The organism is Caulobacter sp. SRI_014, assembly GCF_057586315.1.
Genome location: NZ_JBYCZQ010000007.1, coordinates 212,893 through 227,869 on the forward strand (window position 1 = coordinate 212,893; position 14,977 = coordinate 227,869).

13 protein-coding genes and 2 pseudogenes are annotated in these 14,977 nt (G+C 67.7%); 7 read left to right on the top strand and 8 right to left on the bottom strand.

The features are described from left to right. Window positions 1-20: 20 nt before the first annotated feature. The gene (locus AC2YG9_RS16435; protein ID WP_487299061.1) at window positions 21-455 is read right to left on the bottom strand and encodes a phasin family protein; all 435 of its coding nucleotides are present in this window, start codon (window positions 453-455) and stop codon (window positions 21-23) included. 289 nt (window positions 456-744) lie between these two features. On the opposite strand from AC2YG9_RS16435, the gene AC2YG9_RS16440 reads away from it, so the two are divergent. From AC2YG9_RS16440 to AC2YG9_RS16460, 5 genes are all read left to right on the top strand, one after another. Continuing rightward, window positions 745-2,097: an SPOR domain-containing protein gene (locus AC2YG9_RS16440; RefSeq protein ID WP_487299062.1), complete on the top strand. Its 1,353-nt coding sequence runs from the start codon at window positions 745-747 to the stop codon at window positions 2,095-2,097. A 111-nt stretch (window positions 2,098-2,208) separates the two neighbouring features. Further along, on the top strand, window positions 2,209-4,503 hold the full coding sequence (locus AC2YG9_RS16445) for a PAS domain S-box protein (RefSeq protein ID WP_487299063.1): 2,295 nt from the start codon (window positions 2,209-2,211) through the stop codon (window positions 4,501-4,503). 35 nt (window positions 4,504-4,538) lie between these two features. Further along, window positions 4,539-4,781: a hypothetical protein gene (locus tag AC2YG9_RS16450; RefSeq protein ID WP_487299064.1), complete on the top strand. Its 243-nt coding sequence runs from the start codon at window positions 4,539-4,541 to the stop codon at window positions 4,779-4,781. Between the two features lie 23 nt (window positions 4,782-4,804). Further along, on the top strand, window positions 4,805-5,662 hold the full coding sequence (locus AC2YG9_RS16455; protein ID WP_487299065.1) for a hypothetical protein: 858 nt from the start codon (window positions 4,805-4,807) through the stop codon (window positions 5,660-5,662). A gap of 52 nt (window positions 5,663-5,714) precedes the next feature. Continuing rightward, window positions 5,715-6,980 carry a NupC/NupG family nucleoside CNT transporter gene (locus AC2YG9_RS16460; protein WP_487299066.1) on the top strand — a complete coding sequence of 422 codons (1,266 nt, stop codon included), beginning with the start codon at window positions 5,715-5,717 and terminating at the stop codon, window positions 6,978-6,980. Window positions 6,981-7,216: 236 nt separating this feature from the next. Here the strand turns inward: AC2YG9_RS16460 and AC2YG9_RS16465 are convergent, their stop codons facing one another. The 5 genes and pseudogenes from AC2YG9_RS16465 to AC2YG9_RS16485 form a co-directional block, all read right to left on the bottom strand. Beyond that, window positions 7,217-8,065, bottom strand: coding sequence for an SDR family NAD(P)-dependent oxidoreductase (locus AC2YG9_RS16465; RefSeq protein WP_487299067.1), 849 nt, complete (start codon window positions 8,063-8,065; stop codon window positions 7,217-7,219). A gap of 124 nt (window positions 8,066-8,189) precedes the next feature. Then, a complete protein-coding gene (clpA, locus tag AC2YG9_RS16470) occupies window positions 8,190-10,511 on the bottom strand; it encodes an ATP-dependent Clp protease ATP-binding subunit ClpA (RefSeq protein ID WP_487299068.1) in 2,322 nt (773 codons plus the stop codon). An 11-nt stretch (window positions 10,512-10,522) separates the two neighbouring features. Continuing rightward, window positions 10,523-10,858, bottom strand: a complete 336-nt coding sequence (gene clpS, locus AC2YG9_RS16475) for an ATP-dependent Clp protease adapter ClpS (RefSeq protein ID WP_271064936.1) — start codon at window positions 10,856-10,858, stop codon at window positions 10,523-10,525. A gap of 125 nt (window positions 10,859-10,983) precedes the next feature. Beyond that, window positions 10,984-12,042, bottom strand: a complete 1,059-nt coding sequence (locus AC2YG9_RS16480) for a DUF2332 domain-containing protein (protein ID WP_487299069.1) — start codon at window positions 12,040-12,042, stop codon at window positions 10,984-10,986. Between the two features lie 70 nt (window positions 12,043-12,112). Continuing rightward, window positions 12,113-12,250: pseudogene (locus AC2YG9_RS16485) on the bottom strand (hypothetical protein); the annotation flags it as partial. A gap of 86 nt (window positions 12,251-12,336) precedes the next feature. Here AC2YG9_RS16485 and AC2YG9_RS16490 point away from each other — a divergent pair. After that, complete coding sequence (locus AC2YG9_RS16490) at window positions 12,337-12,984, top strand: glutathione S-transferase family protein (RefSeq protein ID WP_487299070.1); 648 nt, start codon at window positions 12,337-12,339, stop codon at window positions 12,982-12,984. 24 nt (window positions 12,985-13,008) lie between these two features. Here the strand turns inward: AC2YG9_RS16490 and AC2YG9_RS16495 are convergent. Both AC2YG9_RS16495 and AC2YG9_RS16500 read right to left on the bottom strand, forming a co-directional pair. Then, window positions 13,009-13,119 (bottom strand): annotated as a pseudogene (locus AC2YG9_RS16495) (hypothetical protein); the annotation flags it as partial. A 64-nt stretch (window positions 13,120-13,183) separates the two neighbouring features. Continuing rightward, window positions 13,184-14,443 carry a DNA polymerase IV gene (locus tag AC2YG9_RS16500; protein ID WP_487299071.1) on the bottom strand — a complete coding sequence of 420 codons (1,260 nt, stop codon included), beginning with the start codon at window positions 14,441-14,443 and terminating at the stop codon, window positions 13,184-13,186. An 88-nt stretch (window positions 14,444-14,531) separates the two neighbouring features. Here AC2YG9_RS16500 and AC2YG9_RS16505 point away from each other — a divergent pair, with 88 nt between their 5' ends. Then, on the top strand, window positions 14,532-14,954 hold the full coding sequence (locus tag AC2YG9_RS16505) for a DUF1801 domain-containing protein (protein WP_487299072.1): 423 nt from the start codon (window positions 14,532-14,534) through the stop codon (window positions 14,952-14,954). The last annotated feature ends 23 nt before the right edge of the window (window positions 14,955-14,977 follow it).

Sequence of the window (14,977 nt, forward strand, 5' to 3'; positions counted from 1 at the left end):
GTGAAGCTGGGGGGAGAGGGCTACTTCACCGACTGCAGCTTCTCGACGGTCGCGGTGACGCGCTCGTTGAGAGGCTTGAAGCTGTCCTTGACGGCGGCGGCGACGGTTTCACCCATCTTGCCGACTTCGGCCATGTAGAGCTCCATGGCGCTCTTGGCCCAGCTCGTCTGGAGCTCCACGGCTTCTTGCACGCTCTTGGCGCCCGAAAGGGCCTTGGCGGCGGCGACCTGGTTTTCCACGGCGGTCTTGGAATAGGCCATGTACTGCGCGCCCAGCGACTCGGCGCCCTTGGTCGCGGCGGTCACCGAGGCGACGACGGCTTCCAGGTTCTTCTTGGAGTGGGCGTTGAATTCGTTCAGGCCGGCGAGGTTCTTCTCGACCTGGTCCTTGAAGGCCTGGTTCCCGGCGACGGTGAACTGTTCGACAGTGGCTTTGAGGGTTTCGGCGGCGGCCATGAGAGGTCTCCTTGAAAGCGCTTGCCCATTGCTGGGATGTGATCTGGATCGCCGTCACGGGGAGGTTCGGCGTAGCGGCGTTGTCTCATGCTGCACTGCAGCAGTCAACGATTTATTGTGCAGTGCACAATGACGCTCCCGTGAACAGAAAACGCCGCCATTTCAGGCCCCTGCGGCGATTTCGCTCAAGAGGTGTTTACTTTGGCGTAAGGCGTGGTCGTGCATGTTATGGTGCAGTCGCCACCAACAGGGGGGTGGCGTAACCCATTGATTCTTCGACGGACGCAGCATGTACCAGCCCGCCCGCCGCGTAGTGTTCGCAGCTTTCGCCGCCGCCGCGATGGTTTTCGCGCCGATGATCAACGGTCTGGCGGCCGCTCAGGTTCCCTACGCCCAGCTTCAAACGGCCCCGCGCGCCAACCCTGCCGCGCAACCCAAGTACGCCGCCGTCGTTGTCGACGCCAATTCGGGTGAAGTGCTTTACGCCAAGCGCGCCGACAGCCCGCGCTACCCCGCCTCGATCACCAAGGTGATGACCCTCTACCTGGCCTTCGAGGCGATCAACGAGGGGCGGCTGAAGCCGACCGACCTGATCACCGTCTCAGCCAAGGCCGCCGCCCAGCCGCCGACCAAGCTCGGCCTTTCCGCCGGTGAAGTGATCACGGTCGACGACGCCATGAAGGCGCTGGCCGTCAAGTCCGCCAACGACATGGCCGTGGCGCTCGCCGAGCACATGGCCAATGGCTCGGAAGCCAAGTTCGCCGCCCTGATGACTCTGCGGGCCCAGGAGCTGGGCATGCTCAACACCCGGTTCGTCAATGCGTCGGGCCTCCCCGACAGCCGCCAGGTCTCCAGCGCCCGCGACATCGCCATCCTCTCGCGCGCCGTGATGCGCGACTACCCGCAGTACTACAACCTGTTCAACCTGCGCACCTTCACCTACCGGGGCGTCAGCATGAACAACCACAACCGGCTGCTCTTCCGCATGCCGGGCGTGGATGGCCTCAAGACCGGCTACACCAATGCCTCGGGCTACAACCTCGCCGCCTCGGGCGTGCAGGATGGTCGCCGCCTGATCGTGGTCATGCTCGGCGGAACCTCCAACGCCGCCCGCGACAACCACGTGCAGGAACTGCTGACCACCGGCTTTGACGTCATGCGTCGCCGGGACCGGGGGGAACGCATCCTGGTCGCCCAGAACCTCTTCGAGCCGCCGCCGCCGCCCGCACCGCTGCAGTACGACACCGCACAGGGCGACACCGACGTGCCGCGCGCCTACTTCACCGCCGGCCCGGACGTCGGCAACGTCGCCGTGGTCGGCAGCATGAAGGCAATTCCCGATCCGGCCGTGAAGAAGGTCACAACGCCCAAGAAAGCCGTTGCTCAGCCCAAGAAGCCCAAGGGCCAATGGACGGTCCAGGCCGGCGCCTTCAAGAGCAAGGACCAGGCGAAGACCCAGATGGGCACGATCAAGAAGCGTTTCGGCAAGGTCCTCGACGACGCCGAGGGCGTCATCGGCGCCAAGGTCGACGGCTTCTTCCGCGTGCGCTTCACCGGCCTGACCGCCGACGACGCCCGTGCCGCCTGCAAGGCGCTCAGCGCCAAGCGCCAGACCTGCATGGTGGTCGCTCCCGGCCGCTAAGCGGCTGGAACCAACGCCCGACTCGCGCATTCTCGTCCTTTGGGACGAGGCGGGGCGCCGGCCGTCCACAGCGGGGATGGCTTGCCGGACGATCAGTCACCTTCGACGCCAATGACGGCGACCGCCTTTCCCCAGGCGGCCGGCGTACTGGCCGACCGCGTGCGCCGACACGACTGGGCCGCCACACCGCTGGGCCCGATCGACCAGTGGGGCCAGAGCCTGCGCACCGCCATCGGCCTGATGCTCAACGCCCGCCAGCCTATGTTCGTCCTGTGGGGGCCAGAGCGGACCATCATCTACAACGACGCCTACGCCCGCATCCTCGGTGATCGCGACGCCGTCGCCCTGGGCCTGCCGGTCTCCGGGGTCTGGCCGGAGTTCTACGAGGACGCCCGGATCCTGATCGATCCGGCCTACGCCGGCCAACCGACCTTGGCCGAGAATGTTCGCCGCGTGGTCTCGCCCAACGGCTATCCCCAGGAGGGCTGGTACACCCTGTCCTACACCCCGATCCATGACGAGGTCGGGGCCGTCGGCGGGGTCTTCGCCGCCGTCACCGAGACCAGCGAGCACGTGCGGACCCGCCAGCGTCTGAGCTTCCTGCTGCAGCTGTCCGAGCGCCTGCGGGCCACCGCCGACCCGGTCGAGATCACCCGTATCGCCGCCCGTGAGCTGGCTCTGCACCTGGCCGTGGCCCGGGCCGGCTTCGGCGAGGTCGATGCGGCCGGCGAGATGATGACCGTGCCCGGCGACTGGACCATCGAGGGGGTCAACAGCCTGGGCGGCCGCAGCTTCCGCCTCGACAACTTCGGCCCGTCGGTGATGGACGAACTGCGGGCCGGCCACACCCTGCGTATCGACGACAGCCAGAACGACCCCCGCACCGCCGCCCACGTCGACGCCTACCGGCGCGGAAATATCATCGCCCAGCTCAGCGTCGGTCTGATCCGTGACGGCCGCTTCAATGCCGTCCTGTTCGTCCACGACACCCAGCCACGGGTCTGGACTGACACCGAGGCCGCCCTCGTCGAGGACGTCGCCGCCCGCACCTGGTCGGCGCTGCAGCGGGCCCGCGCCGAAGCCGCCCTGCAAGAGAGCGAACGCCGCTTCCGGGCCATGGCCGACCAGGCGCCCGCCCCGATCTGGATGACCACCGCGGCCGGCGAGATGGAATTCGCCAACCAGGCCTTCGGCGAGTACGCCGGCGCCCCCACCGACACCCTGCTCGGCAACGTCTGGATCGACATGCTGCATCCCGACGACCTGCCGGGGGTGCTCGGCGCCCGCGCCTCGGCCCGGCTGAACATCGAGCCCTACAGTTTCGAGGCCCGCTTCAGACGCGCGGATGGCGTCTGGCGCACCATGCTGGCCAGCGCCAAGCCCAGGCTCACCCCCGAGGGTGGCTTCCAGGGTTATGTCGGCATCGCCATCGACCTGACCGAGATGCGCGCCGCCGAGGCCGCCATGCGCGAAAGCGAAGCCCGCTTCCGTCTGCTGGCCGAAAGCGCGCCGGTCATGCTGTGGATGGGCGACGAGCATGGCGGCTGCGTCTATCTCAACCGGTTGTTGCGCGACTTCTGGGGCGTGCCGGAGGACCTGTCCGGCTTCACCTGGGCCTCGACCCTCCTCGAGGACGACGCGCCCGGCCTGTTCGAGACCTTCGGAACCGCCATGGCCCGCCAGCAGGCCTTCGAGGTCGAGGCCCGCTACCGCCGCGCCGACGGCGAAATCCGCACCCTGTTCACCCGCGCCGACCCGCGCCACGACGTCGAGGGCCGCTTCATCGGCATGATCGGCGTCAATGTCGATGTCACCGAGGCCCGCCGCGCCGAACAGCATCAGCAACTGCTGATCAACGAGCTGAACCACCGGGTGAAGAACACCCTGGCCTCCGTCCAGTCCATCGCCCACCAGACCCTGCGCAACGGCTCGACACCGCGTGAGGCCCGCGACCTCCTGACCGCCCGCCTGCTGGCCCTGTCGGCGGCGCACGATGTGCTGACCCGCGAGAACTGGGAGGGCGCCGACCTGACCGAAGTGGTCGCCGCCGCCCTGCGGCCCTACGATGCCGGCCGCCATGGCGCCGAAGGCCCGGCCATCCGGGTTGGGCCGCGCGCCGCCCTGGCCATCAGCATGGCCCTGCACGAACTGGCCACCAACGCCCTCAAGTACGGAGCGCTGTCTGGATCGTCGGGCGCCGTGGCCGTCAGCTGGACGCCGGTCGACGGCGGCTTGGACCTGATCTGGCGGGAGGAGGGCGGTCCGCCCGTCACGCCGCCGAGCCGCAGTGGCTTCGGTAGCCGCCTGCTGCGCCAGGGCCTGGTCGGCGAACTCGGCGGCGCGGTCGATCTGCGCTATGAGCCGGACGGCCTGATCTGCGTCATCAAGGCCCGGCAACTGGACTGACCGCCCCGCGTTGCTCCTGCGAACAGGAGAGACGCATGCCGGCGCAATGGCGAGTTCAGGTGTGGCTGGGTGAGGACACGGCCATCCAGGGCTGCATCCGCGACGAAGTGATCACCGCCGAGACCGAGGCCGAAGCCCTTGCCATCGCGGCCCGCCGCGCCGCCGAGGACGCCGGCGGTGAGACCCTCAACGACGGGCAGGAAGAGGTCTTCTCCCGCACCGAGGTCGCCAGCGGACAGGTCGAGCATGGCTCGACGGCGGGCGATTCCAGAGCCTAATCTGCCCGCCTGTGAGGGGCGGCATGTGGCGTGAGATCTGGACGTTTCTTGGCGAGCGGCCCGAGGTCGGCTTCGGCGCCGTCCTGTTCGCGGTCATCGTCCTGCCGCTCACCGTGGCGGCCATCCTGCTCAAGCCGCCGGCCAGGCCCTCCTTCACCCTCGACTGGCGCCAGCGGGCGGGCTTCGCCTGGGGCCTGTTCTTTCTGGTGGGCGCCGGCCTGATCCTGCAGAACCGGTGGCTCTTCGCTCTGGGCTTTGTCGCCTACACCTCGGCCTGGGCCGGCGCGCCGCGGCTGATCCAGCGGCTGGGCTGGATGGACGGCGACCGCCGGCGCGGCCTGCTGGCGACCATGGTCGTCCACGCCCTGGTGGCCCTGACCTGCCTGCCGCTCGTCGGCTGGGCCCTGCGCGAGCAGTGGCTCGACTGGCGGTTCGAGCGCAACCGCCACTCCAGCGTCGCCCTGGGCGTCCACATGCGCGCCGGATGGCAAGGCTTTCCCGCACCGATCGACAACATCAAGGCTCGCGTTCTGGAGGTCGAGCGGGCGACCCCGGACATGGGCTGGAGCCCGTTGCCCGCCCAGGCCAAATGCTGGTCGCTGCAGACGCCGAGCCGAAGCTGGCTCGCCTGCGCCGATCCGGCCGGCCAGGCGACCTCCGTGGCGCTGTACGGAGAGCCCATGGCGCGGGATTTCGAGACGGCTCGACTGGCGGACGCCCGCCGTCTGCTCTGGGTCGTCACCGGCAAGAGCAGTGACGCCGACGCGACCGCCCTGCTGAGCCAGAAGGCGCAGCGACGCGGCGACCTCGACCTGGCCGTCGCTCCCGAAGGCAAGTTCGGCTACCGGATGACCGCCGCCGCCGCGCCCGCAAGCCCTTGATCGTTCCCGCCGCGGACCGGTTGGGCTACTGATGCCGCCTGGGGAGCGAGACATGCAACACATCCTGATCGGCGTTGGCGGCATCCTTCTGATCCTGGCGGCGGCCTTTGCCCTGTCGCGCGGCCGCAAAAACATAAGCTGGCGGATCGTGGTCAGCGCCTTCGCCCTGCAGGCGGCCATTGCCGTCTTCGTGCTCTACATCCCGGCCGGCCGCGCCGCGATGGCCGGCGCCGCACACGGCGTCGAGAGCCTGCTGGGCTACAGCAAGGTCGGCATCGAGATGGTGTTCGGCGGCCTGACCCAGGTGAACGGCGTCGCCAGTTTCGCCATCAACATCCTGCCGATCATCATCTTCTTCAGCGCCCTGGTCTCGATCCTCTACTACCTGGGCGTCATGCAGTTCATCGTGAAGTGGGGCGGGGGCGCCCTGCGCTGGCTGCTCGGCGTCGACAAGGTCGAGGGCCTCTACGCCGCCGCCAACGTCCTGGTCGGCCAGTCGGAATCGCCGCTGGTCGTGCGCCGTTATCTGCGCGGCCTCAGCGACGCCCAGATCTTCGCCCTGATGGTCACCGGCATGGCCGGGGTCGCGGGCTCCATCCTCGCCGCCTACGCCTCGATGGGCGCCGACCTGCGCTATCTGCTGGCTGCCGCCTTCATGTCCGCCCCGGGCGGCCTGCTGATGGCCAAGATCATCATGCCGGACGAGAAGGCGCCGCCGCCGGCCGAAGCCGCCCCTCTTGAAGAAAATGGGGAAATCCAGGCCGTGGCCGCCGTGACGCCCGAGCCCGAAGAGGAAGAACGCGCCACCAACATCATCATGGCCGCCTTCAACGGCGCCCAGGACGGGGTACAGCTGGCCGTGGCCGTCGGCGCCATGCTGATCGTCTTCGTCGCCCTGATCGCGCTGGCCAACGGCATCCTGGGCGGCATCGGCGGCTGGTTCGGCCATCCCGAGCTGAGCTTCCAGCAGATCCTCGGCTACGTCTTCGCCCCGGTGATGTTCATGCTCAACGTCCCTTGGGAAGAGGCCCGCAAGGCCGGTGAATTGTTCGGCGAAAAGCTGATCCTCAACGAGTTCGTCGCCTACCTGCACTACAGCGAGGCCAAGGCGTCCCTGTCGCCCCACACCCAGGCGGTGGTCACCTTCGCCCTCTGCGGCTTCGCCAACATCAGCTCCATCGCCATCCAGATGGGCGTGCTCGGCGGCCTGATCCCGGAAAAGCGGCCGACCATCGCGCGCCTCGGCCTGCTGGCCGTGGTGGCTGGCTCGCTGGCCAACCTGATGAGCGCGGCGATGGCGGGACTGCTGCTGGCCTAGAGCCGGCGCGGCCCTCAAGCTCTCCGCCCTTGGGGCGGAGGACCGTTTTGGAGCGTGAGCGACAAAACAGGAGGCGGGACTTCCACCGGCGGTCGTGCGCTGCGTCCGCGGACGCCGGCGTGTAAGGGGGTGCGCGAAATCCCCGCCGACGGTGGGCCCGCCTCCTGCTTTCTCGCTTGAGGCTCGAAAGCGGTCCTCCGCCCAAGGGGCGGAGAGCTGAGGTTTGCGCTTCCGCCTTACGGCAGCAGACCCAGCCGCTTGCCGACGATCCGGTCCATCGTCCGGCGCGGCAGCACCTCGGTCATCAGCACCTCGAACGGCGACGGTGACACCACATAGCGGTGCTTCGGCTTCGCCAACGTCAGCGCCTTCCAGATCGCTTCGCCGATGGCTTCCGGCGGCAGGCCGTTCTTGCCCAGCTGCAGCATGTAGGCCTTGATCCGCTCCAGCGCCGGCCCGAACACCGTGCCGCTGTAGAGGCTGGTGTCGATCTCCTCGGACTTGTCCCAGATCGGCGTCGCAACAGCGCCGGGGGCCACCACCACCACATCGATGCCATGGATCAGCAGCTCCCGCCGCAGGCTTTCCGAGAAGCCTTCCAAGGCGAACTTCGAGGCGCTGTACGGCCCGACGAACGGCGAGGCGTTCCGCCCTCCGACCGAACTGATGTTGACGATCCGGCCCTTGGGCCCCTTCAGGTCCGGCTCGGCGCCGAGCAGCGGCCCGAACGCCTGGGTGGTGATCAGCACGCCCGTGACGTTGACCTCCAGCTGGTGGCGCATCTCGTCGACTGGCAGGTGGAGCAGGGGACCCGCCACCGCGATGCCGGCGTTGTTCACCAGGCCCGCCAGTGTCTGGCCGCCCAACGCCGCCCGCACCGTCTCGGCGGCCGCATTCGCGCCCTTCGCATCGGTGACGTCGAAGATCAGCGGGGTGAAGGCGTCGCCGAATTCCTGCTTCAGCCGGTCGGCGTCGGCCTGTTTGCGGACGCTGCCGAAAACGTGGAAGCCCTTGTCGGTCAGCACCTTCACGGCGCCATGGCCGATGCCGGTGGAGACGCCGGTGACGACGACGCTGCGTTTCATTGGAGTGCCCCTGACTGAACCCTGATCACTCAATTGGGTCGAACCGCCGGCCAAGACAAGCGGCGCAAAGAAAAAGGCCGGCGGAGTCGCCTCCGCCGGCCCAATTTCCTTATCTGTCGCCGACCTATTCGGTCAGCGCCGGTTCTTCGATCTCCGGCGCGCCAGGCTCGCGCCGGGGCGTGTCGATCTCGAACTCGAAGGCGATCTTGCCGTCCTTGAGCACGACCTTCACATGGCCGCCCTTGGCCAGCTTGCCGAACAGGATGTCGTCGGCCAGCGGCTTCTTGATGTGCTCCTGGATGACCCGGGCCAGCGGCCGCGCCCCATAGAGTTCGTCGAAGCCGTTCTTGGCCAGCCAGTCGGCCGCCTCGTCCGTGGTCTCGATGGTGATGTTGCGGTCGGCAAGCTGGGCTTCCAGCTGCAGAACGAACTTCTGGACCACCTGGCGGATGATGTCCTGGGTCAGCGGCTTGAAGGCCACCACGGCGTCCAGACGGTTGCGGAACTCCGGGGTGAACAGACGCTTGAGCGCCTCTTCCTGCTCGCCGTCGTTGCGACCCCGGCCAAAGCCGATGGTGTTCTTCTGGGCGTCGGAGGCCCCCGCGTTGGTGGTCATGATCAGGACCACGTTGCGGAAATCGACCTTCTTGCCGTTCGAGTCGGTCAGCGTGCCGTTGTCCATCACCTGCAGGAGGATGTTGTAGACATCCTGGTGCGCCTTCTCGATCTCGTCGAGCAGGACCACCGCATGCGGATGCTGGTCGACGGCGTCGGTCAGCTGGCCGCCCTGATCGTAGCCGACGTAACCGGGGGGAGCCCCGATCAGGCGGCTGACGGTGTGACGTTCCATGTACTCCGACATGTCGAAGCGCAGGAGTTCGATGCCCAGGGTCGAGGCCAGCTGCCTGGCGGCTTCGGTCTTGCCGACGCCGGTCGGGCCGCTGAACAGGTAGCTGCCGATCGGCTTGTTGCCGTCGCGCAGGCCCGCCCGGGCCATCTTCATGGCCGCGCTCAGCTGGATGATCGCCTCTTCCTGGCCGAACACCGCCCGCTTCAGATCCGTTTCCAGCTCCTTCAGCGCCTCGGTATCGGTCTTGCTCACCGATTTGGGCGGGATGCGGGCGATCTTGGCGACAACGGCCTCGATCTCCTTCACGCCGATGGTCTTCTTCCGCTTGCCTTCCGGCAGCAGCATCTGACCCGCGCCCGCCTCGTCGATCACGTCGATCGCCTTGTCGGGCAGCTTGCGGTCGGTGATGTACTTGGCCGACAGGTCCACAGCCGTCTTGATGGCGTCGTTGGTGTACTTCAGCTTGTGGAATTCCTCGTAATAGACCTTCAGGCCCTTGAGGATCTTGATGGTGTCGTCGATCGTCGGCTCGTTGACGTCGATCTTCTGGAAGCGCCGGACCAGGGCCCGATCCTTCTCGAAGTGCTGACGGAACTCCTTGTAGGTCGTCGAGCCCATGCAGCGCAGAGTGCCCGAGGCCAGAGCCGGCTTCAGCAGGTTTGACGCATCCATCGCCCCGCCGCTGGTCGCGCCGGCGCCGATCACCGTGTGGATCTCGTCGACGAACAGGATGGCGTTGGGGTGGTTCTCCAGCTCCTTGATGACCTGCTTGATCCGCTCCTCGAAGTCGCCGCGATAGCGGGTGCCGGCCAGCAGCGCGCCCATGTCGAGCGAGAAGATGGTGGCGCCTTCCAGCACCTCCGGCACTTCGTGGTTGATGATCTTGCGGGCCAGGCCCTCAGCGATGGCGGTCTTGCCCACCCCCGGGTCCCCGACCAGCAGCGGGTTATTCTTGGTCCGCCGGCAGAGGATCTGGATACAGCGCTCGACTTCGGCCAGCCGCCCGATCAGCGGATCGACCTTGCCCAGCCGCGCCTTCTCATTGAGATCGACGCAATAGGCCTCGAGGGCCTCGCCGCCGGTCTTGGTGTTGGGCTTGCCGCCGTTCTCCTCTTCCTCGGTCGCGCCCTTGACGGTCTTGGGCTCGGAAGCCCCGGCCTTCTTGGCGATGCCGTGGGCGATGTAGTTCACCGCGTCATACCGCGTCATGTCCTGCTCCTGCAGGAAGTAGGCGGCATGGCTCTCGCGCTCGCTGAAAACGGCGACCAGCACATTGGCCCCGGTCACGTCGTCGCGGCCGGAGGACTGCACATGGATCACCGCGCGCTGGATGACGCGCTGGAAGCCGGCCGTCGGCTTGGCTTCCTCGCCGTCGTCCACGATCAGGGCGCGGAGTTCGGTGTCGATGTAGTTGACGAGGGTCTTCTTCAGCTCCGCGAGGTCGACATCGCAGGCCTTCATCACCCCGGCGGCGTCCTCGTCGTCGGCGAGGCTGAGCAGCAGGTGCTCGAGGGTAGCGTACTCATGCTTTCGCTGGTTGGCGTAAGCGACTGCGCGGTGAAGTGTTTCTTCGAGATTGCGCGAAAACGAGGGCAAATGTGGCTCCTCTAATCCTTTTCCATGGTGCACTGCAGCGGGTGCTGATGCCGTCTGGCTGCGTCGATTACCTGGGCGACCTTTGTCTCGGCGACTTCGTAGGTGAAGACGCCGCAGACCCCCACGCCGTTCTGGTGCACATGAAGCATGATCCGGGTCGCATCTTCGCGCGACTTGTTGAAAAAACGCTCAAGCACGTAAACGACGAACTCCATCGGTGTGTAGTCGTCGTTCAGAATCAGGACGCGGTACAGCGAAGGCTTGGCGGTCTTGGCCTTGGTCTGTGTGACCACCGCCGTTCCCGATCCACCCGGACCCGTACCTGTTCCTGACTTCCGTTCAGCCATACCGACCTTCGACTCGTGGGACGGTCCGCTGGGGGCGGCCGCCGTTCTTGATGATTAGATATGGAAACATCGGCCCATTGGAAGGGGCCGGATGCGACCTGCGACGCTTTGAGTGTGCGCTGCGACTAATCGACCAGCCAACGCACCCAGGCGCCGTGCGGATGCACGTCGGCCAGGTGAACGCTGCGGTCGTCCGGCCATATGGTAAGCCGCACGGCCATTGGGAAGCCCTCCCGCGACGGATCGGGCTCCATGCTCAGGTGGGCGAGGGGGGCGGTCGCGGTGGCCTTGGCGGCCGCGGCGGCGATCGCCTCGCTCACGGCGTTTTGAGTGCGCTGCGGCATGTACTGCCACATCACCGAGTGAAACAGCACCGTGGCGACCCCTTCAGAGGGGAAGAGATTCGCCGCCACCCAGTCGGCGGCGTCGGCTTTGACGAGGCTTGCCGGGACGCTGCGGGCCACCGCGATGGCCCCCCGCAGCCGCGCCATCCGCGCCGGCTGATCGGCCCAGACGTAGGCCTGCAGCCGCAGGGCGGCCTCGTCGGAGGTCAGGTCGATGGGGCTCTGGTCACAGGCGGCCCGGGCGACGACCGTGGCGGCGGGCGTTTCGGAGGGGGCCGGCCCCTGCCAGTCACCGCTCAACAGGACGGGGGAGGCCGCATCGCCCCAGGCCTTGCCGCCCAGATCGTAGCGGTAACGGTCCCAGCGCAGGTTCAGGCCGGCGCTGGAGCCGATCTCCAGGATCGACAGCGGCAGCCTGGTTTCGGCGGCGATCCTCAGGAACCCCGGCGCCAGGCACAATGAGCGCCCAACCTCGTTGGTCTGCGGCGGCGAGGCCATGAAGGCGGCGACGGCCGGACGCCGTGCCTCAAGCAGCAGACGCGCGGCCGCCAGGACGGCCGGCCAGTCCGCCTGCGGCGCGGCTTCCGGATAGAGGGCGGCGAGGGCAGGGGCCTCGCCGGTCAGCACCAGATAATGCAGGGCCCCCAGCAGCCTCAGCGGCGTCGCCTCACGGATGTGGACGCCGAGCGACTGGCCCTCCCATTCAGAGAACAGGTCCTCCAGGGGCCCAAGCCCGCCGTCGGCCGCCGCGACCAGCAATCCCGCCGAGAACGGCGAGCCCAGCGCGGCGCATTGCTCGCCCTGCCAACGACAACCTTCGATCCAACCCGCTTCGCTCATGGCGCCAGACTACGCCCTGCGCCCGCGCGGCCAAGCTTGAAGCAGCCGATCAACCTGGCAGTGGGTGGCCTCAACATTCACCGTCATCCCGGACGGCCTGCAAGGCCGATCCGGGACCCAGGGGGTGACCATGCGCGCTTTGGGCGGCGGCGATGAACGCGACCGCCGCCCCTGGGTCCCGGCTCTTCGCTGCGCTACGGCCGGGATGACGGTGGTGTGGTGAATTCTCGGATGTAGGGTGTCGGAACCGCCTTCAGCCGTTCGTCTACCAAACAGACAGCGCAGAGACCCCGCATGGCCATCACCATCACCGCCTTCGAAGCCTCGCCCGACCGGGGCCAGGGCCTGGCCCGGGACATGCGCGTGCGCTGGGCGCTGGAGGAGGTCGGCCAGCCCTATGACGTCCGCCTCGTCTCCTTCAGGGCGATGAAGGAACCGGCGCACCTGGCCCTCAACCCTTTCGGCCAGATCCCGACCTATGAGGACGGCGACCTCGCCCTGTTCGAAACCGGCTCCATTCTCATGGAGATCGCCCGCAATCACCCCGGCCTGCTGCCCGCCGACCCCGCCGCCCGGGCCCGCGCCATCACCTGGATGTTCGCGGCGGTCAGCACCGTTGAGCCGCCGATCATCGAGCTTCAGAACCACGTCCTGCTCGAGCGCGACGAGGGCTGGTTCGAACAGCGCCTGCCGGCGGTGAGACAGCGTGTCCGCCCCCGGCTGGACCAGCTGACCGCCCACCTCGGCGACGCCGACTGGCTGGACGGCGACTTCAGCGCCGCCGACATCATGATGGTCCACGTCATTCGCCGCCTGGGCAGTTCCGGTTTGCTGAGCGACTACGAAGCCCTCGGCGCCTACCTCATGCGCGCCGAATCCCGCCCGGCCTATAGGCGCGCCTTCGAAGCCCAGTACGCGGTGTTCGAGGCTTCGGGGGGCTGACGGAAAAATGCTCCGCCCCCTACCGTCATCCCGGACGGCCCGCAGGGACGATCCGGGACCCAGGGGCGGCGCGCAGGGCTGGTCGCGGCTGCGATAGGTCGCTCCGTTACCCCCTGGGTCCCGGCTCTCCGCGCTTCGCGCTGCGGCCGGGATGACGGTGTTGGGGTGGCGCCGCGCGAACACTTCACCGTCGGTCGGTCTAGTCCTTCGCCGTCTTCAACGCCCGCCCAGTGACCAGTGCCCCCTTGCCGAACTTCTCGGCCAGCCGGTCCATCGCCGTCTCATGCTTCAACGCCCGCGTCTCATCCCCCGCGAAGAAATCCCCCCCCGACGCGCCCGCCTCCTCGAAGTCCGACAGCCCCGCCCCAATCAGCCGGTACAGCGTGCCGTCCGTCTCGTTCGCCAACAGCTCGCGCACCGTATTGAACAGCGTCCGCGCCGTCTGGGTCGGGGCGGGCAGGGTGCGCCGGCGGGTGATGATCTTGAAGTCGGTCCGGCGCAGTTTCAGCACCGCGACCCGGCCGGTGATGCCCTCCTTGCGCAGCTGCCGCGCCACCTTTTCGCACAGCGGCCAGAGGATGTTCTCCAGCGTCTCGCGGTCCGAATAGTCCTCGTTGAAGGTGGTCTCGGCGCTGATCGTCTTGCGCCCCTCGCGCGGATTGACCACCCGGGCGTCCTGGCCGTTGGCCAGCTTGTGCAGGCTCATCCCGTGACTGCCGAACTCGGTCGCCAGGTCCTTCAGCTCGGCCCGCGCCAGATCGCCCACCGTGCGATACCCCGCCTTCTCCAGCGTCGCCGCGAACACCGGCCCCACCCCCGGCAAGATCCGCACCGACTTGGGGGCCAGCACCGACGCCGCCTCCGCCCCCAGCACCGAGAACCCGCGCGGCTTGTCGAGCTCCGACGCGATCTTGGCCAGGAACTTGTTGGGCGCCAGACCAATGGAGACGGTGATCGCCACCTCCGCCTCGATCCGCGCCTGCAGCCGCGCCAGGGTCAAGGCCGGCGCCATCCCATGCAGCCGCTCGGTCCCCGACAGGTCGATCCAGCACTCATCGAGCGACAGCGTCTGCACCAGCGGCGTCAGGTCCCGGATCATCTCCATGATCCTTTTGCTCTCGGGCACATACTTGCTGAAGTCCGGTTTGAGGATCACCGCCTGCGGGCACAGCTTGCGGGCCGTGAACATCGGCATCGCTGACCGCACCCCGCTCATCCGGGCGATGTAGCAGCAGGTCGAGACCACCCCCCGCACCCCGCCGCCGATGATCACCGGCACGTCCCGAAGCTCCGGCCGGTCACGCTTCTCCACCGAGGCGTAGAAGGCGTCGCAGTCCATGTGGGCGATGCTCAAGGTCGCCAGTTCATCGTGCGCGACCATACGCGGCGAGCCACAGGCCGGGCAGCGGCGCGGCGCCGTCTCCCCGGTCCAGAAGCAGTCGCGGCAGAAGGCCTTCATGGTCTGTAGGGGTCCTCGGGGCCACGGCTGGCAGCCTGGACCGTTTCATATATGTTCTCGCCGCACCTGTGGAGACCGGCGGCGACAGATGACGATTCGGGACGAGATCGACCCCTACATCGCCGGCCAGCCGGACGCCAAGCAAGGCGACCTGCGAACCCTCCACGACGTCATCCAGCAAGAGATGCCAGGCTGCCGCCTGTGGTTCCTGGATGGCCGGGATGAGACGGGCAAGGTCGTCTCGAACCCCAACATCGGCTACGGCCAGCGCACCATCCGCTACGCCGACGGCAAGACGCGGGACTTCTACCAGGTCGGCCTCAGCGCCAACACGACCGGCGTCTCGGTCTACATCATGGGCATCGACGACAAGACGCACTTGGCCAACGCCTACGGCCCGCGCCTCGGCAAGGCCAGTGTCACCGGCTACTGCATCAAGTTCAGGGCGCTGAAGGACATCGATCTGGACGTCCTGAAAGAGGCGATCCGCGACGGCGCCGCGCGAACCTGACCCCTTCCGTCTCCCGTCCATGA